Genomic DNA, 25,844 nt, shown 5'->3' with positions numbered 1-25,844 from the left:
GGTAAACCCCTCAAAACTAAACAAAGTTTCTCCGTTGTGTAGGTTCCGTTTTATTCCTTAGAAAGGAGGTGATCCAGCCGCAGGTTCTCCTACGGCTACCTTGTTACGACTTCACCCCAGTCATCTGTCCCGCCTTAGGCGGCTCCCTCCAAATGGTTAGGCCACCGACTTTGGGCGTTACAAACTCCCATGGTGTGACGGGCGGTGTGTACAAGGCCCGGGAACGTATTCACCGCGGCATGCTGATCCGCGATTACTAGCGATTCCGACTTCGTGTAGGCGAGTTGCAGCCTACAGTCCGAACTGAGAACGGCTTTAAGAGATTAGCTTGCCCTCGCGAGTTCGCAACTCGTTGTACCGTCCATTGTAGCACGTGTGTAGCCCAGGTCATAAGGGGCATGATGATCTGACGTCGTCCCCACCTTCCTCCGGTTTGTCACCGGCAGTCTCACTAGAGTGCCCAACTTAATGCTGGCAACTAGTAACAAGGGTTGCGCTCGTTGCGGGACTTAACCCAACATCTCACGACACGAGCTGACGACGACCATGCACCACCTGTCATTGCGTCCCCGAAGGGAACGCCTTATCTCTAAGGTTAGCGCAAGATGTCAAGACCTGGTAAGGTTCTTCGCGTAGCTTCGAATTAAACCACATGCTCCACCGCTTGTGCGGGCCCCCGTCAATTCCTTTGAGTTTCAACCTTGCGGTCGTACTCCCCAGGCGGAGTGCTTAATGCGTTAGCTCCGGCACTGAAGGGCGGAAACCCTCCAACACCTAGCACTCATCGTTTACGGCATGGACTACCAGGGTATCTAATCCTGTTCGCTACCCATGCTTTCGAGCCTCAGCGTCAGTTGCAGACCAGACAGCCGCCTTCGCCACTGGTGTTCTTCCATATATCTACGCATTCCACCGCTACACATGGAGTTCCACTGTCCTCTTCTGCACTCAAGTCGCCCGGTTTCCGATGCACTTCTTCGGTTAAGCCGAAGGCTTTCACATCAGACCTAAGCAACCGCCTGCGCTCGCTTTACGCCCAATAAATCCGGATAACGCTTGCCACCTACGTATTACCGCGGCTGCTGGCACGTAGTTAGCCGTGACTTTCTGGTTGGATACCGTCACTACCTGAACAGTTACTCTCAGATACGTTCTTCTCCAACAACAGAGCTTTACGAGCCGAAACCCTTCTTCACTCACGCGGTGTTGCTCCATCAGGCTTGCGCCCATTGTGGAAGATTCCCTACTGCTGCCTCCCGTAGGAGTATGGACCGTGTCTCAGTTCCATTGTGGCCGATCAGTCTCTCAACTCGGCTATGCATCATCGCCTTGGTAAGCCGTTACCTTACCAACTAGCTAATGCACCGCGGGTCCATCCCAGAGTGATAGCATAAGCCATCTTTGAAACGAAAACCATGTGGTTTTCGTTGTTATGCGGTATTAGCATCTGTTTCCAAATGTTATCCCCCGCTCCGGGGCAGGTTACCCACGTGTTACTCACCCGTCCGCCACTCACTGGTAATCCATCGTCAATCCGGTGCAAGCACCATCAATCAGTTGGGCCAGTGCGTACGACTTGCATGTATTAGGCACACCGCCGGCGTTCATCCTGAGCCAGGATCAAACTCTCATATAAAATATATCAGAACTTGAATAGCTCTTAATTATCGTTATTATTAAGCGAATTGACTTCGCAAATGTTTTKCTTCAAATCACATCGTGATTGAAGACCCTACACATTTGATTCGTCGAAACTTTGTTCAGTTTTCAAAGGTCTACCAGTTAACTAACCAAGCAGTCAATCAACATATTTATTATATCATATATTAATTTAACTTGTCAAGAAGAAATTTTAATTAATTTTCAATCCCTTCTGATCGATAACTCAATCAGCAACTTTGTTAGTATATCATGTTGTCAATCAGATGTCAACAATTGTTTTTACCTTTTAAGTAACTTTCAAACTCATCAACTTCTGACAACAGTTAAATATTATACGGAAATAAAAATACTTTTGCAAGGTTTTTCTATTTTTTATTTCTTGCTCATTTCATTCAAAAATTGATCTAAATTTAAATTCTTGTCTGTTCGTTGAAATTCTTCAGTATTCCAACCTCCTGTACCACTAACGATTAGTTTATCATCATCTAGGGTTCCCGTTAACGGACTTGTAACATCATTATCTTTTAAGGTGATTAGGTACTTATTTCCTTGCTTGCGCCATGTCAACGTATCATCAGTATTTGGATTCTCTTTATCTGCATAGACATATCGTCCTGTTCCGTTCTCATTAAAAACAATTGCTGCGCCATCTTTATCATCACGAAAACTTCCAATAATCTGGGGTGAATCTTCTGATGAGGAAGATGTTTTTCTGACGACAGATGTTTGGACTGGATTTAACTGCTTACTTGCAAATTGCCTATAGTTAAACCCAAGGACACATAATAATCCTATTAGTATCACCAAAAATAAAATTAATCCAACATGATGACTCTTTTTATTCTTAATATGCTTCTTCATTTTTACCTCAAGATTTCCAAAATTAATAAATATCTTTTCTTTACTATACCATGGATTAAAAAATATTATCTTTTAGCACAATTTCTTTTTAACCACTCTAATACCGTTTTTTCAAATTGCTCCGGGCTCTCTAAATGAACGCAATGTCCGCCCGGAAGGATTCGTAAATCTATCTGCCTTGCTTTTTGACACATTTTATATGCAATTTTCTTAAATTTTTTATCTAATTCTCCGACTATTAATAAAATAGGGATTTGGTGTGGCAATTGATCCCAGTAATTTTCTTGTTGCCCAGTTCCCATCATCATTAAGCTCATTGCAAGTCCATATGCTTTCTGATTTAACCGTTGTTCACGGACACTTTTTCGAACTTCTTGCGGCAACCCCTGCTGACTGGTAAACAACGGAATCTTTTCCCAATAGTCAACAAAATTTGTTAATGGATGGGTCAAGATTCTTGCCGCTAACTGGTTATCCTTTAGTCTTCGTTCTTTACGCGCGTCTTCATCTGCAATCCCAGGGCGGGTACTTTCTAATATTAATCCCTTAACATTTATATCATTAATCGCCCACGCAATAGCTACGCGACCGCCCATTGAATAGCCTAAAACATAATAATTTTTAATTTTAAGTTTGACCATCAACTCTTTTAAGGCATCGATAACATTATCCATTTGATAATATGCGGGATGAACATAAACACTAGATTTTCCATGTCCAATCAAATCGACTAATAAAAAGTTATATTTACTATCATTAAAGAGGCCTGCAAATGTCTGACCAGTCCCAGTAAAGCCATGCAAACAAACTATCGTTGGCCGCTCGTAGTCGGGAACATTTAACCACCGGTAATAATAATTAATTTCGTTCATCTAAATATCCGCTCCTATTATGATATTCACGAGTCAAACTGCGCCATACTTCAACTGGAGATTCTTGAGTATCATTTACTTCTATAATTTGCTGACCTGAACGATTTAAATGATGAACAAATGAAGAAATATCACTAGGACAAGCATAATCAAAATCATAAAAATCAGCGATATATTTAAAATTCAAATCTTGCGGTGTCCTAAAAATCGTTGAAAAGTCCTGGGTAGGCAATTGATGCTGTGGTAAGAACGAAAAGATTCCTCCGCCATTATTATTCAACAAAATAACTGTTACCGGTAATTTATAACGACGAAACATTTCAATCCCGGTTAAATCATGGAAAAATGCAAGATCCCCAATTAATAATGTTATGGGTCTTCCTGTACCCACCGCTATCCCAGCGGCTGTTGAATTTAATCCATCGATACCATTGACTCCGCGATTGCCAAAAATACGAATATCATTCGATGCAGGTAATGTCAAACGGTCCACTAAACGAATGGCATTACTATTAGCAACAAACAGGTTTTGCTTTTTGAGTACACTAACCAGCTTTTTTACAATACTAGAATGATTAAACGATGCTAAACCTTTGTTAGCCAGCAATATATCCTCAGCTAAGCGTTGGCGTTGTTGCCACTCTAGCAACCAGTCCTCTTTTACCGGATTAAATGAAAGCTGATTAAAACTTCGGAAGAAATCTGCAACACTCATGTCGAGGACATAATTTGCCCGCTTCAATTGGTCTCTGAATTGAATACCGTCTTCTATCAAAATTGTTGTTACATCATCGTGTTTAGCCAGCCATTGTACCACTGGTTTAGTTACTGGCATCCGGCCAAAGCGTAAAATAGCCTGTGGAGTTGGTACTTGCTCGCGAAAGATCAAATCTGCCTGATGCAAGAAATTAGGAGACTGTTTAACATCCGTTGCTAAATTGGTTAATGGGTCCCCGATAATTGGCCAATTGAGTTTTTCAGCTAGTTTTAACAATTGACCAGCTTCTGCAGGAGTCCGTTCCTCGCCAACAATAATCAACCCTTTTTGTGCAAATAAAGGTGCTAATGGTTGCAATTCAGCTTCTCGATTACTTTTGATTACTTTTGCCCCTTCAAAAGAGGGTGTATTTAATGTTAAATCTGGTAAAAGGGGCTCCCGAAGCGGGATATTAATATGAACGGGGCCTTGCGGATTATTCTGTGCTCGACAAGTCATTGTAAATCCTTGCCACCGGCTGTAATTCATCATCGTGGTCGAGGACTCAGGCAATAAAAGTTCACAAGCTGCCTTAACGTGACTTGCATATAAGCCAACCTGGTTCATTGCCTGCGGTGCACCAACCCCTTGTAATTCTGCTGGGCGATCAGTTGTTAATACTACCAATGGAATGTTAGTTGCCTCTGCTTCACAAATGGCAGGATAGTAGTTCGCCGCCGCACTTCCCGAAGTACATATCAACGCTACCGGCTTATTAGAACCCTTTGCAATTCCTAAAGCAAAGAAGCCCGCCGAACGTTCATCGATGTCAATAAACGATTGAATATCAGGGTCGCGGTTCACAAGCAATGATAAAGGTGTCGAGCGTGATCCCGAGCTTATTACCGCTCTACTTATGCCCCCTTGCTTTAATCCTGCTATAAATGATAGTAAATATTTTGTTAAAGCTTCTTGATAATCCATTTGTCAGATACCCCTCTTAACATTGGCTGAAACTTCAATCGAGTTTCATTTTTCTCTTTTTCAGCTTGTGATTCGGCTACAATCCCACACCCAGCATACAACAATCCTTTATCAGCACTAAATACTCCTGACCGCAGACCAACTGCAAATTCACCCTGGTCATCCCCTAGGCCTAACCAGCCAACTGGACCGCCATAGAGTCCGCGTCCCCTAATTGACTTTTTAGCTAGCCATGTCATAGCTGCTTCCCGTGGTTCGCCGCCTAGTGCAGGTGTTGGATGAAGTTCCTGCAATACGTCAAGCATACTGACTCCTCTTTTTCGTTCACCGCTAAAGGGATGGTATATATGTTGAATATCATGGTTCTTTAGTAATTGGCGCTCTCCAACTTTCAAATTATTAGTAAACTTACCCATAATAGCGGTAATTCGATCAACTACTAATTGATGTTCAGCCTCATTTTTATGATCGTTTAATAACACCTGCCCAAGATATTGATCTTCTGCGAGCGTTTTTCCTCGTGAAATAGAGCCGGCAACACTGGCAGTCTTAAAAGTTTCATTATCTGCCCTTAGTAGTCTTTCGGGGGTTGCTCCAACAAATGCCCTTGTTTTCCCTTTCAATAAAAATTGATAGGTGTTGGGTTGATGCTTTGCAAGGCGTTGGAGGATTAATACAGGATTAAATGAAGCTTTGGTGGATACTGCTAGCTGCCTGTCTAAAACCACTTTTTTCATTTTATTATCCTTGATCGCCCCAATGCTTTCGTTAACAAGGTCAATCCATTTTGGTACTTCTAATTCCTCAATAGTAACAGTAGGGGCCTGTTGCTCAGCCACTGAATCAGCAACAATTAAATTATTTGCCTGGTTCATTAATATATTTAACCGTTGCTCAACATCCCCATCGGTAGTAGTTATTAAGGTAACATAACTCTGCTCTTTATTTTCGCTAAATAAAATTTGCGGAAGAATAAAATATCCTGTTTCCAACTCTTGCCAGAATTGTTCTCTTTTTCCATCATAATCAAATGCAAAACCGCCAAGTAGAACGGGCTGACTTGTAATATTAGGTGTCAAGTTTATATATTGGTGGCAAAAATTATCTTGGAAATTCTTTATTTCGTCCATATTTTGCCCTTTTAAGCATAAAAGAGGGCTGATACCTAAAAATGTGTGTTTCTTATCAGCAGACCGCCAAAAAGCATACTCTTCCTGACTGCCTAATTTAGTTAATACTTTCATAATATCAACCTTAAGCGAGTAAGAATATGTGACATATTTATTTTCTTTTATCGTCTGTTGATCAGAAGTTAATCGAATTTCCACTTTATTTTCCTCGATTCTTTCAAGATAACCCTGTTTAGTATAACAAATTATTACCACATAAAAAGGCACCTCGAAATAATAATCGAAGCGCCTAATAAAATAATAATAGCTAAAAATTTTACTGCTGAAATTTAAATTATTTTACTTATTTGCTGCTATTTTCTTTCCCTTATTTACATAATGAAGAGTGCCAATCGGGCCATCAACATGGAGCTTGCCATTTTTGTATACAAGTTTAGTTACAGCCGCATTTTGCATTGGCTTGCCATCATATTTTTTAGAAATAGTTGAAAGGTACTCATTAATTGACATACCAGAACTAACAACTAAGACATTCCCGCCACCCTGTTTTTGGGTTGTCTTTGCAATACGAAGCAGTTCAGTGTTCATCCGCTTTTGCACTTGTGCTGAACTCTCTGCCCGATCACTCTTAGCTAACTTTGTATTTTGCGAGTTATCCATATCAAGTTTGTGGTAGGCATCTTGAAGCTTATTCCAATAATCTTTTCCAGTTGCTTGTTGGAATTGCTTACCGTCCTGATAGCCGTAAACATTGGCAATCTTTTGGTTATCAGCGTCAATGCTGTCACCTTCAAAACTACCGTACCCGCCTTCTCGCAATAGCGGCGTTGTTGTTATCTTAGTATTTGGATTAGCAGAATATTTTAATGCTTGTTGAGCTGTAACTTCTTGACGAGTCAAATTACCTGTATAAGCATGTTTAAATTTAATTCCTTTTAATCCATACCCCAAATCATTAGCAACAGTAATTCCATTTTTGGTCAATGGAAAATCACTTGATCCTTGTACCCGTTGCATGACGTTACCAGTTGTCTCACCATGACGCGTAAGGTAGATCGTTACCTGCTTATCACTAGATGCTGCATAAGTAGTAGCGGGAACAACCGCCATGGCAGAACTTCCTAATAGTAAACCTGATAAAACAGCACACATCACTGTTAATTTTTTGAATTTCATTAAACTTTCCCCAATTCTTATCAGATTATTTCAGCAGTATCTTTATTTTACACATTTTTGTAAACGCATTCAATGTCATTTTTCACTTATACTGGTACATTGCAGGAGCTTGCTTGAATTGAACACTCGTATATTTTTGCTGATTCCCCGAATATTCCACAGTAAAATCTTCTGTACGACTATCCGCAGTAAGATGACCAACTGATTTTTCTTTCATTCCATTGCTACTAATTTTTACCTGCTTTCCACTTATCTGCACCGGTCTGCTTTTTGCTTGCTTCCTTAAGTATTGACGATCATTCAGGAGATGCTTAATCCTTGCTGGCGCTTTTTTCTGTGCATCAGTCGCATCAGCAGCTACTAATGGCCGACCATTTTCATCAACATTAAATACAGGCACAACCGCTGCCTTACCATTCGAGGTAAAAAACATATACTGGTAAGAGGTACGTAATGCACTAGCGTTAAGATACGTGACGATATATACCTTCCCATTTAACTCAGACTGCTTCATTGCATGAACTGGCGCTCCTATAAAGGTAACCATTATAGGTAATATCAAACTAATTAAAAACTTCTTGATCATTTCAATATTACTCGCTTTCTCATCTGTAAATAATAGAACGTTCCGCTGCAAAATTAATTATATGGCTAATATTAAATTTATCAATGTCCCTTTTATTTCAGCAGAAAAGCATTACAATGATTCCGAGGTGATCATCCATGAATATTCTCGTAATGAAAAATAAAGAAGAAGCAAGTAAAAAAGCATTTGATTTACTTTTAGCCGATATAAATAACGGAGCTAAAGTTTTGGGGCTTGCTACCGGTAGTTCGCCAGTGGGGCTATATGATCAAATAGTCTCAAGTTCACTAGATTGTTCCCACCTTATTTCAATCAACCTAGATGAGTATGTGGGGATTAAGCCAACTGATCCCCAAAGTTATCATTTTTTCATGCAACAGCATCTTTTCAGCCAAAAACCGTTTGCGAAGAGCTTTATCCCCGATGGCAGTAACCTTGACGCGGATTATGTAACAACCCACTATAACCAGATTTTGACAGCTCATCCGATTGATACCCAGATTTTAGGAATCGGCAATAATGGTCATATTGGTTTTAATGAACCGGGTACCCCATTTGATATTCAAACTCATAAAGTTCGCCTAACATCCGCAACCATAAAAGCAAATTCTCGTTTCTTTACTTCAAGCAATGATGTTCCTCACGCTGCATATACAATGGGAATCGGCTCAATCATGAAAGCCAAGCATATCATCTTATTAGCATTCGGCGAGCAAAAGGCTGATGCAATTGCTGCAACAGTTAATGGAAAAATAACGACAGCTGTCCCCGCGTCAGTACTACAACGGCATCCCAATGTAACAATTCTTGTCGATCAACAAGCAGCGCAAAAATTATAAATAAAATTAGGCACTTTTTTGTAAGGTCATTGTGGCTGCGATAGCCTTTACATCAGATTGATCTAGTGCAGCAACACCTCGGTATTCGGCTAAACTTAATTCATCCGCTATAGGATAGTCGGAAATAAAGAAGCTAGAAACTGGAAAAGCATGTTCTTTTCTCAGCCTCTAGCTTCTTTCTATGATATGGACTTTAGTTTAGTCCGTTTTAAGCAATTATGCGCGTTTACGTTTACGATCAATTATGGTCAACCCAGCAGCGGTCATTAAAGAACTTCCTAAAAGAAGGAGAGCGATGTCTTCATCATCACCAGTTTGAGGCAACAATGCTTGATGAGCAGCATTCGGCTGTGATTGAGCATTGGTTTGGGCCGGTGTTAAATCAACTAATTGATTATTAGTAGGAACCGTTGCCTGATACTCGGAATGTGTATTTAGTGAAATAACTTGAGCTGGCTGACCAGCTGTTGTTGGTAAGACTACTGTTGGTGTTGTTGGCTGAGCTGAATGTCCGTTTGACTGATTTTCGCTATTTTGAGAATCAGAAGTATTTTGCGAACTTTGCTCTTTACCCGTTTGCGTTTGTGCATCATAGTTTGCTAATTGTTCCGCAGTTAAGTAAATCTTACGGTTCATTATCGGTGCGGCGATCGGCTTACCAGCATTTGTCATATCGGTAATATAATTAATAAACGCGTCCGTATCTTGACCAACAATTCCAATAACCTTTGTCCCCTTAAAAGCTGAGAAACCATCTCCGCCACCAGCAAGGAAATCGTTAATAACAACATTATAAGTTTTCTTCATATCAAGCGGTTGATTGTGTTGATCATAAACCTTGACAACTTTATAAGGCTGGTTAGGATCATCTTGGTCAGTATAGGTGTAGTGAAGACCTGCTACTTGTAAATAATAGGCTTGATCTTCATCATATTGTTGATTGAGGGCATCAACGATTTGGGCACCGGTCATTGCGACTACCCGTAAAATATTACCAAATGGCTGAACCGCCTGAGCACTTCCCCAAGAAATCGACCGATCATCATTAACATGAAGGTCAGCTCGGACACCACCAGTATTTGTCATTGCAAAGTCAGCTGGTAAGCCAACTTTATGAGCAGCATACAATTGTCCATCAACAACCAATTCACCTGCTGCATTCTCACGGGTCGGTGTATTATGTAATCTTCCAAGAATATCACCTGTTGTAGCTGCTTCACCAATCTTCTTATTTATAATTGGCGCAACACGGTTATTCGCATCTTCCACAATTGCAGTAACATTAGCATCTGTTTTGATATTAGGAGCATCTTTTTCTGATAGCACAGGGAAGACATGTGATACAAGACTGTCTGGAGCAAAGTCATTAGTCGTTGGATCAATGTAACCAATGATATCATCGTAAGCTTTCCCAGTATAAATAGCTTGGACCAGCTTTACACTTCCAACGGTTGCATTAGCATATTGATGAGAGTGACCAGCAACATAGAGGTCAACCGAATTATCGGGGTCAATTTTGTAAAGGTCTTTGATAATCTTGACTGCATCACCCTGGGTATTACCGTCTTTATCAGTTGCAACCCCAGTGTGAGCAAGGACAACAATTGCATTAACACCTTTTTTGCGTAAAATTCGATCATATTTGGCAATAGTGGTTGCTTCATCTAAAACGTCATAATCTTTATAGTTATCGTATAACGTTAAAATTGGCAATGAAGTCGTTTCGATTCCAATAAAACCAATCCGTGCAACTTTGCCGTCACTAGTATGAATTTCCTTAATTAGATATGGCTGCATTCCAAATGGAATTTGACCATCAGACTTATTTACAACGTTGGCGGTAATAATATTAATCCCTGTTTTTACATGTGGATATGCCATTTCTGCTTCATTGTATTGCTTCGTCGGTTCGCCACCATTAACAATCCGCATATACTCAGGAAGGCCTTCATCGAATTCGTGGTTTCCCAAAGTACCGACTTCAAAGTGCATTGCATCTAAGGCGTGCATTGTTGATTCATCTTGAAGAAGAGCGGAATTAGCTGGTGAAGCACCAACCATATCACCAGCTTCAACCCGAATAGTAGTTCCCGATGGATTAGCCGCTTTAAAACTTGCTTGAGCTGCATCAAGGTTACCAGCTAACCGCGCGACTGTTCCGGCATTCGAATAGGTCTTATCTCCAATCGTTGCTGAGCCGGTTGTTTCTAATCCCCCGTGCAAGTCATTAATTCCTAAAATCTGGACGGGTATATCATTTTGATATTTTGCCGGATCGGACCAATCAGTAGTAGTCTGAGGGGTACTTGCCTCATCCTTATTAGTTTGAACCATTGGAGTCACGTTACCGGACGCAGTTTTGCCATTATCTGTCGCATTCACCGTATCGGCATGGGCACTACTAGCCTGGATATATACTCCTAATAGTGCAGTTCCCAATAATAAGCAATATTTTGAACCATTATTTTTCATAAAAATTCCTCCGCAAACATACAATGGAAAGCAGCTTAAAAATTCTTTTTCATTTTAGCATGAGTGTGACTTTATTTCAGCAATATTTTCCATTTTTTGTAAGGGTATACATTTTTGTTAAATTAACTTTTTAAAGTAAAAAAGACTAGTGATAAATCACCAGTCAGACAAAGGCTTAGTTAACATGTGGAAGATAATGATACGAAGTTGGAGATTATAAAATGACTTCCTAAGCCTCTATAAATATATATACGTGAAAAAACAACTTTTGCACTAAAAAATCTTAAATAATTTTTGCACCAAGACTATTTTTAAAGTGACTGAAAGCCCATTCGGTTCCATTAGGCGTAAATGTTGCCACGCCGCGCTTAGGAATCGTAATTTGGTAGTCTAAATTATAAGCAGCGATTGCGGTGTGAAGAACACAAATGTCCGTACAGACGCCACTAATGCATAGGTCCGTAATTTTGCGTTCACGAAGGTAATTATCCAAATTGGTATTTTGAAAAGATGAGTACCGATTTTTAGCAAACTGATAGACACGGTTACTATCCTTATGTGCCTGATACCAGTCACTTACCTTTCCATAAAGACTTCTTCCTGGCGTTCCGATGATATTATGCGGCGGAAAAAGCTTAGACTCAGGATGAAATGGATCATGACGGTGATGACCATCCGTTGGGAAGATAATATAATCACCATTTTGATAATATTGCTCTGCTAATGAAACCAGATACTCATCAATCGCTTGGGCTGGCTTCCCACATGTAAGCGCTCCATTGTCGGCAACAAAATCGTTAGTATAGTCAATAATTAATAATGCTTTAGGCATAACACAGACCTTCTTTTTTATTTTCTTAAAGTATACCAAAAAAGAGGCTGAACCTGCGCTCAACCTCAAATAATAGGAAAGATATTAGATTTGCGGATAAAGTGGGAATTTTTAAGGAGTCGTGAAATGAATAATCTACGTTCCGCAAATCAACCTCCCTATATTTATATATACGTAAATTTCTGATGTTTGCATTTTTTCTGTTAAATAAAGTTAAAATTCATGCTGGTAGGTAACGCTACTACGTCCATTATGCGACTGGACAAGTAATTGATTCGGAATCTGATTTTCTAATTCAGTTACATGACTAATAATTCCAATCATCCGCCGACCTTCTAACTCTTGAAGAGCATGTAGAGCATCATCAAGGGCCTGCTGGTCTAGCGAGCCGAATCCTTCGTCAATAAATAAAGCATCAATCTCAATTCCTCCGCTTTGCTCTTGGATAATCTGGCAAAGAGCAAGGGCTAATGCAAGAGAAGCCATGAAACTTTCTCCACCCGAAAGCGTCCGGGCACTCCGCGTTCTCCCCGCATTATCATCATAAACGTTGACTTCAAGTCCGCTCCATTTGGCACCAGCACCTTGACTCTCAGTTGCCAGTTCGAATTGATAGCGGCCATTAGTTAAACGGTCAAGTTGAACGTTAGCGGTCATTAAAACGTCTTGGAAGTATGCTTGAAGGACGTACCGCTCCAAGCTAACATGATTTTCTGTATTACCAGTCACAACGTCAGTAAGAGTTTGTAATTCATTAATTGCCTGATTAAGTTTGCCTGTTTGATTAATTAAGTTATTGATTTGGCGGTTAGCTTTTACCAGTTGCTGATAATTAGCAGTTAGCTTCCCAATAGCTTGCTGTTGCTGGCTTGCTTTTGCTTGCGCGTCAGTAAGTAACGTTTGTGTTTCTTTAAGATTTGGCAACGGTTGATCTTTTACTAATTCTGTTAACTGTTTTTCTTGCCGCTGCTCATCACGAACTTGATTTTCGTACGCTGTAATTTTAGCCCGTAAACTTTCTAATAAGGGCAATTGCTCAGCGGTTTCTTGCCAAAAGTCCCAGGTGGCTTGAGGATCATACTGCTTTAGCAATGCTGTCAGCTTTTCACGTAAACCAGTCTGTTGGGCTTGTTGAGAAGTAATGTCATTTTGGACTTGTTGAAGCTGGCTATGGGTAACCGCAAGTGCTTGATCATTTTCTTGCTGTAGTTTTTGCAGTGATTCTAAATGATGATTAAACTCATCAATTTTATTTTTATAGGTGGTTATTTGTTTTGTAACAGCTTGCTTTGTTGAAAATTCATCTGGGAGTGATTGTTCTTTTTCTGATAAAAGCGTCTTCTTAGCAATTAGTTGTTGATTAAGCTGGTTAACCTTATCTTCAACCTGCTTTAGTCGGTCTTGCTGTAGTGTTAGGTCATGTTGAAAATCAACCTGTTCTTGTTGCCAAATTTTGATTTGCTGTGCCGTTTGATTTAGCTTTAATTCCAATTGCTTCAACTGCTGAGTGCGTTCAGCAATTTGCTCTTGCCAGTCAGCCGGTAATTCATCAAGTTTCATTAAGCGGATAACATTATTTTTCGCTGTCCCTACTTGCGTCATTAAATTATCGATGCTTTGGACCGCCTGTTTTTCTTGTTCTTCGAGACGAACAAGGGTACTTTGGCTTTGCTGTGCCTGTTTAGAGGCAATTGTTACCTCTTCTTCAGTAACAAGGATATCATCGTCGCCTTTTAGCCTTGCCGGATGAGGGTGATCAAGGGAGCCGCAAATTGGGCATGGGGTATTAAGCTTTAGCTTTTGTGCTAGCAGTGCAATTTGATGACGGGCAAACTGATCATTTAATTCTGCTAATCTAGTCTGATCATCTCCTGCAACCTTTTGCGCCCTCTTAACCTGGTCGCGCAGTTTACGGCGGCGTTGTTTTTCAGCAGTCAGGTTAGTCATCAGTTGCTCAAGATTAAGTGCTTCAGTAGTCAACTTTTCATGTTCGCCTTGTTGTTTTGTCAGCCTAATTTGTTCATCATTAAGGCCATCATGTTCTCTTAAGTTAGTAGCCAAGTCCGTTAGCTGCTGTTGGATCTTTTCAATCCCTCGTTTGTAATTTTGCTGCTGGGTCCTTTGCTTTGTTAATTTCGCTTCTAATTCGCTAACATCACTCGTTAACTCGTCGCGTTCCTTAAATAACGGCAATTTCCCTGTTAAATCAGTTAACTGTGCTTGCAGTTGGTCTACTTCTTTATGCTTTGCGTTAGCATCATTTAACTCTGCTTTAATTTGTACTTGTTTTTGCTGTTGAGTATGCTGCTTTTTTTGTAAACGTATTTCTTCACCATTTAAATTGCAAAGACGGGTCTTGCCATCTACCCACCGTTGATAGTCTGTTTGATGCTTTTGGTACCACTCAATCGTTGCAGCTTTATGTTTTTTCGTATCAATTTCAGCTCGTTGTGACTTAAGAGCAGTCAATGTTTTTCGAACTTCTGTCAACGCTTCAATATTTTTCTGTAATTCTTGCTGAGCATGCAATTTAGCATCTAGTGCACTAATGGTCTTTTGCTGTCGAACTTCTTCATCCTTTAAGTCAGCTAAATTAGCTTTCAGATTCGCCAGATGGTCATTAGCTGCGCTTAACCAATCCGTTGTTGTTAATTGTGAATCAATTTCTGTAACGGTTTCTTTTAGCGACTGTAATTTTGTCTCTTGGGTGTTTAATGTTTTCTTTTGTTCACGCAAATCATCCTTTAGCTGTTGGGCTAATCGTTCGTAACGCGAGGTATTAAATAGGTCCCGAAGAAGTGTTTCTTTAGTATTGCTGTCTGAATCAAGAAATTGGCGAAACTTTCCTTGGGGTAACAGGACAATCTGCTTAAATTGATCACGGGTAAGATTCAGCAATTCAGTAATAAATCGATCAGCTTCCTTAATTTTAGTGATCTCACGGGGATGACTATCTTCAAGCGGATAAATCAGGTCAACAGCCTGGTTATGTTCAATTAGATTTCCCTTTCGGCCTTCAAGAACCTGCTTAGGGCGCCGCATAACTTGATATTCATGGCCTTGATGTTCAAAAGTAAACTTTACCATCGTTTCTTGATCGGTGGGAGCAAAATCTGAACGAAGCGCAGCAGCAGAACGATCACGGTCATTAGTTGTCTGTCCAAAAAGCGCATAACACATTGCATCAAAAATAGTTGTCTTACCAGCACCGGTATTTCCTGCTACCAAAAACAGAGATTGGTCCTTAAATTGAGTAAAATCAATCAGCTGATGCTCATAGGGGCCAAAATATTTTAATTCAATCGTTAAAGGTCGCATTTAGTTCTCCTCTTTCATAACCGTTGTCAAAGCATCCTCTGCCCATTTTCTTTGTTGACTCGTCATCTCATTCCCCATCGTTTGTGAATAGAAATCCGCAAGCAGGTCTAATGGTGATTCTTGCGCACGTTTTTTGCTCAAATTAAGCTGTACTTTTTGTGCTTGGTGGGTACGATGCAAACTAACAATCTTAGGATAATATTCACGAAGTTTATTCAAGACATCAGGAATTCGGTCATGATTTGTTAGTTCAATATCATAAAAATCATCTCGCGGCTTTCGATCAGCGGTCGTAATAAGCTCGTCAAAGCTTGCTTTTAAAAGATGAATGTCGTGAACAGGCGTTAGTGGAATCCACTTAACACAAAACGGGGCAGTATCAACTAACCACACACCCTTTTCCTGGTTCGCCTCAGAGACAGAAAACTTCATTGGCGAGCCGCTATATTTAATTTTCTCTTCATTTAAGGCATTCTTATTATGAAGATGGCCAAGTGCAACATAATCAAAGGGTGATAAAACATCAGTCGTTACTGCACTCAATCCACCAACCTCAATCAAAGTCTCAGAATCAGCAGTTCGCTTACTGCCAGCCGCAAAGAAATGAGCAACTAATACATGGTGTTTGTCAGGCGCAAAGGATTTAACCATTTCTGCAGTAATCCGCTGCATTGCGTCATTAACATTTTTTATCTTATCATCATTAAAATAGTTCCGTACTTCTTGAATTCCAAAAAATGGTAATAAGAAAAACTGTGTATCCTTGATCGTAATTGGCGTAAAAGCACGCGCAAGATTAGTATTGAGGAAAAATGACTGGTAGGCAAACCAATCAGTCCCCGTACTAAGCCGTGCAGCAGAATCGTGGTTACCGCTAATAGCAAGAATTGGTAAACGATCAACCAAGTTCAGCTTTTGAAGCATCTGGTTCAATAGTTTCACCGCGGCCTCATTAGGAATACTCCGGTCATATAAATCTCCAGCGATCACCATTGCATCAACATGTTCAGCCTTAGCAATCTGCTCAATTTGCTTAAAAGTCGCCAACTGGTCATTAAGTAAACTAAAATCATTTAGGGTTTTGCCGATATGCCAATCAGCAGTATGTAAAAAACGCATAAGCTCCTCCAGAAAATAATGTTCCTAATATTATATATACGTAAAAAGTCCTTAAATGCACTAACAGAAATAGCCCCTATCATCAAAAATATTAGACGATAGAGACTTACCATTATTAATTAAGCGGTTCAAATTTACCAAATGCTTCGTTATCATCAGCATTTCGGCAAGGAAGATAGCCATATTGACCATCGGTGCGTGGCTGCCGTAACCAAACATAGCCGTTGTGCCGTGACCAAGCATCATAATCAATCACCGTACCAACTGGTAACGTTGCAATTACAGAAGATGTTGGGAGAGCACCCCATCGTAAATCAAGAACGCGATTCGTTATAAAGCGGCCATTTTCACGGTGCCATACATCCCCTAGCGAATCTGTCCATACTGAAGGATCACTTTCGGATGGTGATAAATTAACACTGGTTTGACCTGTCGGATTTGCAAGCCGATACCACCCTTCACGGTCAACAGTCGCAATAGAACGGTCTTCGTTGTCACCAGCAAATTGCCAAAGAGTATATGTTTGCCAAGGACTAGTATTAACAGTCATTGCCGGAACCTCCCATGAGTGCCAATTCATGGAAGGATACTTTGCTACCCATAATCCACAATCATTGACGCAATCTGCAACCTGCCAAATAGCTGATTCCTGGACATAAATCAATGGCCAAATTCCGGTTTGACGATGTACTTCATCAACAAACCGGCGAACCCAAGTCGTATCACCCCAAGCAGCGTTTTGGTACTGTTCCCAGTCAATCGCCAGTACTGCTTGACCAAGTTTATCTTGGATATGCGATAAGAAATAATTTGCTTCTGCGATTGGGTTACCGCCGCCTGCATAGTGATACAGTCCTAAAAGCCGCCCAGCATTCTTCGCTAACGAATATTGGTACTGATACTTTGGGTTTAGGTAGCCTGTTCCTTGAGATACTTTAACAATCGTTCCCTGCGCATGTGGGTCCGTTACGATCCAATCTGCACTTCCCGAAAAAACATCCGTAAAATATAATGCCATCAACTAATCCTTCTTTCAAGAAAAGAGACTGAAATTTGATCAGTCCCTTTACTATTTTATAGGTAAGATGTAATAACCACAGTAGCTGGCAAATATAGCAAGCCAGTCTTTTGCTAATCCGCTTAAAATAAGCCGAATAGTTTTTTTCGTTGTTGGATTTTGTTAATTTGGTGCCGTGCAACCTCATCACCATTAATAATCGCACGAGCGTTATCTTGGTATTCCTGGGCCATATCCTTACTAAACTCATGAGCTAGCTTTTCAAAGGCTTGCCGCATCTCATATTTTCGACCAGGCAAATCATGTGCATCAGACGCAAAAACATATCCCTGACCGGCTGCGATTAGATTTTTACTGAATTTTTCAACTTTTTTACCAAATGTTCCGACATAAGAGCTTGCTGTAATTTGTGAAAGGCATCCCTTTTCCAGCATTTGGTATAGTAAATCCGGTTCGGCCATGATCTTCGTATTACGTTCTGGGTGAACGACAACAGGGGTAATACCACGTTGCTGAAGGTTAAAAATCATCTGATTGGTGTAATGCGGAACATCATTATCCGGAAATTCAAGCATCATATACTTGCCGCTTTCGTCTGCGAATAAGATATCATCATTATCAAGGGCGTCCATCAATTGTCCGTTAATCCGCACCTCTTGACCGGGAAAGACAGTCAGTGGAATATTATTCTTTTCTAACTCTGCTTGAAATTCTTTTGTTCGTTGAAGAACGTCTTGTTTATGATTTACATAGTGACCATTCATATGGTGCGGCGTTAAAAGGGCATGTGTTACCCCGTTTTCTGTTGCCTCTTTTGCCAACCGCAATGAAATATTCATGTTTTTTGATCCATCATCAATCCCCGGTAAAAGATGACAATGCAAATCGACCATTACCATTATCCTCATCCCTTTTTCTCATGTTATTAACTTAAGTATAGCAAGTTGAAAAGGGATTTTATAGATACTTAGGATAAAACTTCACAAAAAAACCAATCAGTGCAGAACATTGATTGGTCTTACATGGTATTTTCCTATTATCCTATTCCTCAAAAGCTTTCAGTTGTTTCCAAAACATCGGCAATAAGAACAACTGAAGGAATAGTACGAATCCCGTTAAGACAGTTGTATATCTGAAGAAAAGCAATTCCGAAAAAAGATCGGCTAAGATTACGATTGCGATGCATAGCTGTCCAACCGTTAACCATTCTCGTTTAACTTTATTAGCTGAGAAGATCATTACTAATTGGATTGCTACTAAGACTGCTTGAATCAACTGTAGTAAAAATAGTGAATGCATTTTATATTCCCTAACTAAAAAATTATTCTCGTACATTTTACTACATGTCACAGCCTTTTTAATTACAACTTTTTTACATCTATTTAACAACCGCTGAAACTTTTTTCTTTGCGATATATTTTCGCCAAAGTACTTGTAGATAGTAGGCGGCATAGCAAGCAAGTACAAAAGGAACCGTACAATATAATGCAATCCGTTGTTGCGGATCGAACCAAATTAAAATGCATGAAAGACTGCTAGCAATAAACGCAAACCATGGAACTATCGGATACCAAGGCGTCTGATATTTTAATTCGCTCACCTGATGACCAGCTGCAATAAAGCGCCGACGGAATATTAACTCACACAAAGAAATTGCAATCCAAACGAACACAACGGCTAATCCGGAAACAGAGACAAGAACTAAATAAACTGTTCCAGCAGCATAGATACTGGAAAGCAATGCCAATACACCGCCAAGCATACTTAATAAAAGGGCTAAAACCGGGATGCCACGTTTATTAGTTTTAGCAATTACTGAAGGGATTGTCCCCTCATTTGCTAATGACCACAGCATCCGTGTTGATGCATATAACCCTGAATTAGCAGCAGAAATAATCGCAGTTAGGACTACAAAATTCATCAAATCCGCAGCATATGGGATTCCCATTTGACTAAAAACATATACAAACGGACTTTGCGTCACACCAGCTTTTTGATAAGGGATCAACGAAGCCATTACAATCATGCTACCGACAAAGAAGATTATCAGCCGCCATAAAGTTGTATGAATTGCCGCGGGCAGTGTCTTTTCTGGCTGCTTAGTTTCACCAGCGGTAATAGCGATCAGCTCAGTCCCAGAAAAAGCGAAGTTAACTGTCAGCATTGTCATAAATAATCCGCTAAAGCCGCTTGGAAATAACCCATCCTTTGTAAAATTTGTTAATAAGGGAGCATGTTGATAACCATGAACAGGGATGATTCCGATAATTGCGAGGGCACCAAGTAAGATAAAAGAACAAATTGCCAATACCTTGATCACCGCAAGCCAGAATTCACTTTCTGCAAATGCTTTGACAGTGAAAATGTTCGATAAAAGGATGATGATAATAAATAGTAAACTCCACCACCAAACAGGAACATGAGGAAACCACCGCTTCATGATTAACCCCGCCGCAGTAAATTCGGACCCCATCGCAATCGTCCATGTTAACCAATAAAGAATCGCCACCGTAAAACCGGTAGCAGGGCCAATAAGTTTTTTCGCATAAACATGAAACGCCCCTGTATAAGGCATTGCAACACTTAATTCACCTAAACATAACATTACCGCATAAACAATTAATGCCCCAATCAAGTAAGCAATGACTGTTCCTAGCGGACCAGCTTGATGAATGGTATAGCCCGAACTAAGAAAAAGGCCTGTTCCAATCACTCCCCCTAACGCAATCATTTGAATATGCCGAGCACTCATTTCCCGTGCTAAATGCGTTTTCTTAGTCATTATCGTTCACCCCTTTCAGGTATTCATGTAATGCGGCAATATCATGAGGAGTAGTCGTACAACACCCGCCCACAATTGTTAAACCGGCTGCCAACCATTGCGGGAGGTAACTGGTAAAATGACGACGGCCGTGCGGGTAAGACCATGTTTTAGTCACCGGGTTATACTTAGCACTTGAATTTGGATAAGCAATAACTGCTTTATCTGTAGCATGGTGGATTGTCGCAACAGCTGGTGCAACTTCCTCCAACGGGACACAGTTAATGCCAATTGCAAAAACATTTGAATATTTTGCAACTGTCCGAGCAGCAATCGATAATGGTGTTTCATCTGGCAAGCTAGTGTGATTTCTTAAAGAAAAACTGACATAACACGGTATTGTTGGTGCTAATTCGTTGATAAGTTCTAGTTCTGCCAGTACTTCATCAAGACGGGGCTGCGTTTCAATTGCGATTGCATCAACCCCAACACTTAAAATATCGGTTAACCGCGGACGGTGGAACTGCTGATATTCCGCGGTACTAAGGTGATAGGTACCCGTATATTCACTTCCATCTGCTAGATAAGCACCATATGGACCAAGTGCTCCCGCAACATAATTATAAATTCCCTTTACCTGCTGATATTCGTCACGAGCTTCCTTAGCTAAAGCAACTGCCCGCCGAATTAATTGGTGAGCCTGGCGTTCGGAATAACCATTGTTAATAAATGCGGGAATATTAGCTTGATATGTATCCGTAATCGCTAATCGTGCACCTGCCGTGAAATATTCTCGATGAACCGCTTTTACTAATTCTGGCTGTTTTGCGAGTACACTAGCTGTCCAGAGCGGATTATTGGTATCTGCCCCCAGCTGCTCTAAGGCTGTTGACATTGCACCATCAATTAATAATGGCTTTGTTAGTTCTTCAGTAATTTTTGTCATGATATTCCCTCCAATAACTAAAAAAGTCCCTTGAAAAGAACTTAATCTTTTCAAGGGACGACTATTCGCGGTACCACCCTTAATTCAGGACATAGAAAATTTCCTGCACTCAAACAAACATATCATAATGATAAATTTGGAGCTATGTTAACGGTAGCAACACCGTGATCTGCTAATCATTCACCGATCAATCGCTCACGAACCATCTTCGCTAATTTTAAAAATACTGCATTTCACCAGTTACAGTTCTCTGTAAATTTTATCATTAGTTAATCATTCGATCTCAGCTAATTCTCATATAAATTTGAGATTAGTATACTGTGATTGATCAAATTCGTCAAGATGTTTTTAATGGAATTTTAATTTTTGCCAAATAACCTTAGTAAAATTTGATAAACGCTTGACAATTGATAGTCAAGTAATTAAAATTCTCCTTGTAATCGTTTTCAAGAAAGAGGAGCTGTTACTTCATGAAAGATATCGATCAAACAAGAATAATTAAAGTCAGTAACACCCGCTACCGGGAATCATTCCATATTCAAACAAACGGCGGCTGGCTCAATGATCCAAACGGTCTTTGCTACTACAAAGGCTATTATCATGTCTTCTATCAATTCCACCCCTATTCTTCACAATGGGGACCAATGCATTGGGGACACGTACGCAGCAAAGATTTAGTCCATTGGGAACAGCTTCCAGTCGCACTTGTTCCAGGAGATGCCGAGGATACTGGGGGATGCTTTTCTGGATCAGCTATTGTAAAGGACAACCGCCTTTTCCTTATTTACACTGGACACCACTACTATGACGATGGTGACCAAGACCACTTCTGGGAGAACCAAAATATTGCCTATAGTGATGATGGAATTAACTTTACTAAATATAATGGTAATCCAGTAATCGAAGCTCCTGAGGACAATAGTCAGGACTTTCGCGATCCAAAGGTGTGGGAATTTGATGGTCAATATTACTTAGTTTTAGGCAGTCGGAGCAAAGATGATAACCGTGGACGGATTTTACTTTACCAATCTGCAGATCTTTTACACTGGGACTACCGTGGGATTATTGCTAAATCAACCGGTGAAGATACAGAAGGTTTTATGTGGGAATGTCCTGATTTCTTTAGGATAAATGGTCGGGACATAATTGCCTGTTCACCAATGGGAATTAAAGCAAGCGGTCATAAATACCTTAACCTAAGTCAAAACGGGGTGTTTATCGGCCAGCTTAACTACCAAACGGCAACTTTTGAACATGGCAGCTTTAATGAATTAGATAGCGGCCATAATTTCTATGCTGCGCAGTCATTCTTAACTCCTGACGGGCGCCAAATTCAATTTGGGTGGTTTAGCTCATTTGATCAACCAATGCCTGAACAAGCTGATGGTTGGGCCGGGGCGTTAACCCTTCCGCGAGAACTTGTCCTCAAAGATAACCAGCTTGGTGCAATTCCTGCTAAAGAAGTTAAGCTACTAAGGAATGGACAACTGCTTAATTCCGCACAGCTAATTAACGGTGACCAATCATTAGCAATCACTGATCCGCAACATACTGAATGGCACGTTGTTGTCCCGGTGACGAACGAAAATGATGAATTCACCTGGCAATTATCAGATGGTCGCCACAATTTAATTTCTTTAACCTACACCAAGGCAAGTGGCGAACTAACCGTCCATCAACATGGACAGGCTACTAACCGCTATGCGCAAATCGGTCAAGTCGACCAATTAGATCTTAGGATTTTTGTGGATACAAGTTCAGCCGAATTCTTCATCAATAATGGTGCTGCTACCTTTTCAGAACGTTACTACACCACTGAAAAGGTCACTCCGCACTTAGTAAGCAATCATTCATTACCAGTTAATGTTACTGTATATTCATTGAAAGGATAGCTATTATGCAAAATTTATTTAAGAACCCTTTTTACCGTTCTAGTTCGTTAATCATCCTCCTCTTCTTTACCGGCTGGGGAATTTGGTGGTCATTCTTCCAAATTTGGCTTACAAATACACTTGGCTTTTCTGGAGCCGAAGTTGGAACCATTTACTCGTTCAATTCCGCTGTTACCCTTGTCTTAATGTTCGTCTATGGTGCAATTCAAGACAAATTAGGTATTAAACGGACCCTATTAATTATCTGTGCAATCTTGCAAATGCTGCTCGGTCCCTTCTTCTCATGGGTTTACGCCCCGTTACTCCATAGCCATTTTTACCTAGGGACAATTCTCGGTTCACTATACCTTTCATTTGCCTTTCTTGCTGCTTCACCAACTTTTGAGGCCCTGACTGAGCGATTTAGTCGGCGGTATGGTTTTGAGTACGGTCAAGCACGAGCATGGGGGTCATTCGGATATGCCGTTGCTGCCCTCGCTGCCGGGTTCCTTTTCACGGTCAACCCTAATCTTGTTTTCTGGTCTTCATCCGCAATTGCGACGGTATTATTGCTAATCCTATTGTTTGATAAGCCCGCACGGCATCCAGAAGTATTAGCAAAATATGTCGATAAAGAAGAAAATGAAAAAGAAAAAACAGGACCATCATTTAAGGAAATCTTATCTGTTTTCAAGATGAAAGCACTCTGGCAAATCGTAATTTATATTATTCTTAGTTGGACATTCTACACCGTTTTCGACCAACAAATGTTCCCGCAATTCTTTACCCAGTTTTTTGCTACTAAAGCTGCTGGTCAGCAAATGTATGGTATTTTGAACTCAGCCGAAGTCTTTCTTGAAGCAATTATGATGGCCTGCGTACCATGGGTAATGAAAAAAGTTGGTGTACGAAAAACACTGCTCTTAGGAATTATCATCATGGTTGTTCGGATTGGGGGATGCGGTCTAGTTACTAACCCGTTTGGCGTTTCGTTGATTAAACTACTTCATGCTCCTGAAACGGCCCTATTCGCTCTTGGGCTTTTCCGCTACTTCACCCTTCACTTTGATACAAAAGTTTCCGCTACTCTTTACATGGTCGGCTACCAAATCGCCGCTCAAGTTGGTCAGATCATCTTCTCAACCCCACTTGGCGACCTTCGTGATCATATCGATTATAGTCATACTTTCCTTGTAATTTCTGGGATCGTTGCTATTGCCGGAATTTACGCAACCTTTATCTTAAAGAAGGATAATCAAGACGTTAATGGTCAGCCATTAGATCGTGATTAATATTAAGTCAATTAAATAGTCATTACACAAATACCCCCTAAGGCCTGCGTTCATGCTAACCTTAGGGGGTATTTAAATTAATCTAATGATGGAATATCCAAGTTAATTATCTGTTGCTGTAACCTATTTGATGTATCTTTATCTATGTTGCTATTGCCTAAAAGATAGAGAACTATTTCTAACGGATCAACTTGCGCAGATTTTATTAACCTAATCAACCGCTTATTAAGGTTCTTTTGACCATCTAACAATTCAAAAGCGTTTGTTTGCATTCGTGATTGAGATGGTGCGAACCCGCGTAAGACCCATCGAGGTGTATCATTATAAAGGTTAATCAATACCTGTATAAATTCTTCAAGCATCTCGCGATTCACACAACCATACCCATCATCGAGCAATGCGTCATTAACCGTACTATAAATTCCGCTTATCTTATCATCGGTCCAAGTACGAATAATAGAGACAGTAATCTTAACATACTTCTCTATTTCCTTCTTTGGGATTTCAAGAACATCTTGATAGAAGTTCATTAGTGCTTTCAAGGACGGTGATGGTTCAAAATATTCGTTTTCTGCATATTTTAATAGCTTTGACTTCCTTAAAATAGCAAAAGGCATTCCCATAGTCTGATCACTAAGCCACATTAATTTATCTGGATGACTTAATAGCGTATGGTGAATAATCTGCGGTTGTGCTTGTGATTGATCGACTAAGAAATTAAGTTCATCTGACTGATAGGTTAATCGTTCAGCTAAATCAACAAATTTAGTACTTGCTAACTTTAATTCTGGATTCTGCCGACAGATAATTCGATAAGCTTGATCGCAAGAAATTCTTCCATATAAATTTGCAAAAGCTGCAAAATAGTTCTTAATTAACTCATCAGTAGTTTCACTAAAAACCGGCTGAGCGGCACTAACCATCTTTTTTAGATATTCATTTTCTTTCCTTAAACTCTGTCGTATTTCCTTCAGAGTTAACTGTGAGTTCAAGGTGTCCACAACCTGATCAGCCATTTCTGTCGTAATCAACTGTTGGTCCAATAGGAAACGATAAAACTTCTTTAGTGCTGTCTTAGTTTCCCGCATCTCGGTAGTTGTAAATCCCTTAGTAATCGGATATTCAAGATCAAGTATTTCTTCACCAAAAATAGTTTCTAGGTGGTAAGCTAAGTACTCATTCAGGAAGAAAGTAAGATTTCGCTGATGTTTCTTAACAGTTTTTTCCGTGTACTTATCTGTAATCGTTATTATAAAAGCATCAATTAATTTTTGGTTAAGTATACTGAGCTTAGCCACTTGACGGTCATATTGATTTGGATCTAATTTAAGCAGAGATTCTTGATGATTTTGAATATATTTAATTTGGTTAATAGTATTTTGAAGGTTTAAATTTTTAGACATAATCT

At 40.1% G+C, this 25,844-nt stretch carries 19 protein-coding genes, 1 rRNA gene and 1 other annotated feature; of the genes, 3 read left to right on the top strand and 17 right to left on the bottom strand.

The window, feature by feature from the left end:
* Nucleotides 1-61: 61 nt before the first annotated feature.
* The 7 genes from H5S41_RS10955 to H5S41_RS10925 form a co-directional block, all read right to left on the bottom strand.
* Nucleotides 62-1,636 (bottom strand): 16S ribosomal RNA (locus H5S41_RS10955).
* A gap of 398 nt (nucleotides 1,637-2,034) precedes the next feature.
* Nucleotides 2,035-2,523 (bottom strand): lipocalin/fatty acid-binding family protein, encoded by a 489-nt coding sequence (locus tag H5S41_RS10950; protein ID WP_182603336.1) that lies wholly within the window; start codon nucleotides 2,521-2,523, stop codon nucleotides 2,035-2,037.
* 65 nt (nucleotides 2,524-2,588) lie between these two features.
* Nucleotides 2,589-3,395 carry a 2-succinyl-6-hydroxy-2,4-cyclohexadiene-1-carboxylate synthase gene (menH, locus tag H5S41_RS10945; RefSeq protein WP_182603335.1) on the bottom strand — a complete coding sequence of 269 codons (807 nt, stop codon included), beginning with the start codon at nucleotides 3,393-3,395 and terminating at the stop codon, nucleotides 2,589-2,591.
* Nucleotides 3,382-5,076, bottom strand: a complete 1,695-nt coding sequence (gene menD / locus H5S41_RS10940; protein ID WP_182603334.1) for a 2-succinyl-5-enolpyruvyl-6-hydroxy-3-cyclohexene-1-carboxylic-acid synthase — start codon at nucleotides 5,074-5,076, stop codon at nucleotides 3,382-3,384. Before menD ends, menH begins: the two co-directional genes overlap by 14 nt.
* Nucleotides 5,055-6,404 carry an isochorismate synthase gene (locus H5S41_RS10935; protein WP_231833052.1) on the bottom strand — a complete coding sequence of 450 codons (1,350 nt, stop codon included), beginning with the start codon at nucleotides 6,402-6,404 and terminating at the stop codon, nucleotides 5,055-5,057. The genes menD and H5S41_RS10935 overlap by 22 nt, the downstream gene beginning before the upstream one ends.
* 141 nt (nucleotides 6,405-6,545) lie before the next feature.
* Nucleotides 6,546-7,382, bottom strand: coding sequence for a histidine phosphatase family protein (locus H5S41_RS10930; RefSeq protein ID WP_182598287.1), 837 nt, complete (start codon nucleotides 7,380-7,382; stop codon nucleotides 6,546-6,548).
* 82 nt (nucleotides 7,383-7,464) lie between these two features.
* On the bottom strand, nucleotides 7,465-7,896 hold the full coding sequence (locus tag H5S41_RS10925) for a hypothetical protein (RefSeq protein WP_182603333.1): 432 nt from the start codon (nucleotides 7,894-7,896) through the stop codon (nucleotides 7,465-7,467).
* Between the two features lie 209 nt (nucleotides 7,897-8,105).
* On the opposite strand from H5S41_RS10925, the gene H5S41_RS10920 reads away from it, so the two are divergent.
* Nucleotides 8,106-8,807: a glucosamine-6-phosphate deaminase gene (locus tag H5S41_RS10920; protein WP_182603332.1), complete on the top strand. Its 702-nt coding sequence runs from the start codon at nucleotides 8,106-8,108 to the stop codon at nucleotides 8,805-8,807.
* 216 nt (nucleotides 8,808-9,023) lie between these two features.
* Here H5S41_RS10920 and H5S41_RS10915 read toward each other — a convergent pair whose 3' ends face one another.
* The 9 genes from H5S41_RS10915 to mmuM form a co-directional block, all read right to left on the bottom strand.
* Nucleotides 9,024-11,279, bottom strand: a complete 2,256-nt coding sequence (locus H5S41_RS10915) for a 5'-nucleotidase C-terminal domain-containing protein (RefSeq protein ID WP_182603331.1) — start codon at nucleotides 11,277-11,279, stop codon at nucleotides 9,024-9,026.
* Between the two features lie 283 nt (nucleotides 11,280-11,562).
* A complete protein-coding gene (locus H5S41_RS10910; RefSeq protein WP_182603330.1) occupies nucleotides 11,563-12,111 on the bottom strand; it encodes a cysteine hydrolase family protein in 549 nt (182 codons plus the stop codon).
* Between the two features lie 213 nt (nucleotides 12,112-12,324).
* Nucleotides 12,325-15,429, bottom strand: coding sequence for an AAA family ATPase (locus H5S41_RS10905; RefSeq protein WP_182603329.1), 3,105 nt, complete (start codon nucleotides 15,427-15,429; stop codon nucleotides 12,325-12,327).
* A complete protein-coding gene (locus H5S41_RS10900) occupies nucleotides 15,430-16,548 on the bottom strand; it encodes an exonuclease SbcCD subunit D (RefSeq protein ID WP_182603328.1) in 1,119 nt (372 codons plus the stop codon). It lies immediately after the preceding gene.
* A 115-nt stretch (nucleotides 16,549-16,663) separates the two neighbouring features.
* A complete protein-coding gene (locus tag H5S41_RS10895) occupies nucleotides 16,664-17,566 on the bottom strand; it encodes a GH25 family lysozyme (RefSeq protein WP_182603327.1) in 903 nt (300 codons plus the stop codon).
* Between the two features lie 122 nt (nucleotides 17,567-17,688).
* The gene (locus tag H5S41_RS10890; protein ID WP_182598298.1) at nucleotides 17,689-18,465 is read right to left on the bottom strand and encodes a tyrosine-protein phosphatase; all 777 of its coding nucleotides are present in this window, start codon (nucleotides 18,463-18,465) and stop codon (nucleotides 17,689-17,691) included.
* A 142-nt stretch (nucleotides 18,466-18,607) separates the two neighbouring features.
* Nucleotides 18,608-18,865 carry a hypothetical protein gene (locus H5S41_RS10885; RefSeq protein ID WP_153710877.1) on the bottom strand — a complete coding sequence of 86 codons (258 nt, stop codon included), beginning with the start codon at nucleotides 18,863-18,865 and terminating at the stop codon, nucleotides 18,608-18,610.
* A 79-nt stretch (nucleotides 18,866-18,944) separates the two neighbouring features.
* Nucleotides 18,945-20,348, bottom strand: coding sequence for an amino acid permease (locus tag H5S41_RS10880; RefSeq protein WP_182603326.1), 1,404 nt, complete (start codon nucleotides 20,346-20,348; stop codon nucleotides 18,945-18,947).
* On the bottom strand, nucleotides 20,341-21,273 hold the full coding sequence (gene mmuM / locus H5S41_RS10875; RefSeq protein ID WP_182603325.1) for a homocysteine S-methyltransferase: 933 nt from the start codon (nucleotides 21,271-21,273) through the stop codon (nucleotides 20,341-20,343). Before mmuM ends, H5S41_RS10880 begins: the two co-directional genes overlap by 8 nt.
* Nucleotides 21,274-21,323: 50 nt before the next feature.
* Nucleotides 21,324-21,567 (bottom strand) — a binding site (T-box leader).
* Between the two features lie 176 nt (nucleotides 21,568-21,743).
* Here mmuM and H5S41_RS10870 point away from each other — a divergent pair.
* The gene (locus H5S41_RS10870) at nucleotides 21,744-23,165 is read left to right on the top strand and encodes a glycoside hydrolase family 32 protein (RefSeq protein ID WP_182603324.1); all 1,422 of its coding nucleotides are present in this window, start codon (nucleotides 21,744-21,746) and stop codon (nucleotides 23,163-23,165) included.
* A 5-nt stretch (nucleotides 23,166-23,170) separates the two neighbouring features.
* Entirely contained in the window at nucleotides 23,171-24,436 is a 1,266-nt protein-coding gene (locus H5S41_RS10865; protein WP_182603323.1) for an MFS transporter, read from the top strand.
* A gap of 77 nt (nucleotides 24,437-24,513) precedes the next feature.
* Here H5S41_RS10865 and H5S41_RS10860 read toward each other — a convergent pair whose 3' ends face one another.
* On the bottom strand, nucleotides 24,514-25,839 hold the full coding sequence (locus H5S41_RS10860) for a hypothetical protein (RefSeq protein WP_182603322.1): 1,326 nt from the start codon (nucleotides 25,837-25,839) through the stop codon (nucleotides 24,514-24,516).
* Between the last annotated feature and the right edge of the window lie 5 nt (nucleotides 25,840-25,844).

The organism is Limosilactobacillus albertensis, assembly GCF_014145555.1.
GTDB classification, from domain to species: domain Bacteria; phylum Bacillota; class Bacilli; order Lactobacillales; family Lactobacillaceae; genus Limosilactobacillus; species Limosilactobacillus albertensis.
This window is presented reverse-complemented; position numbering and strand designations above follow the sequence as displayed.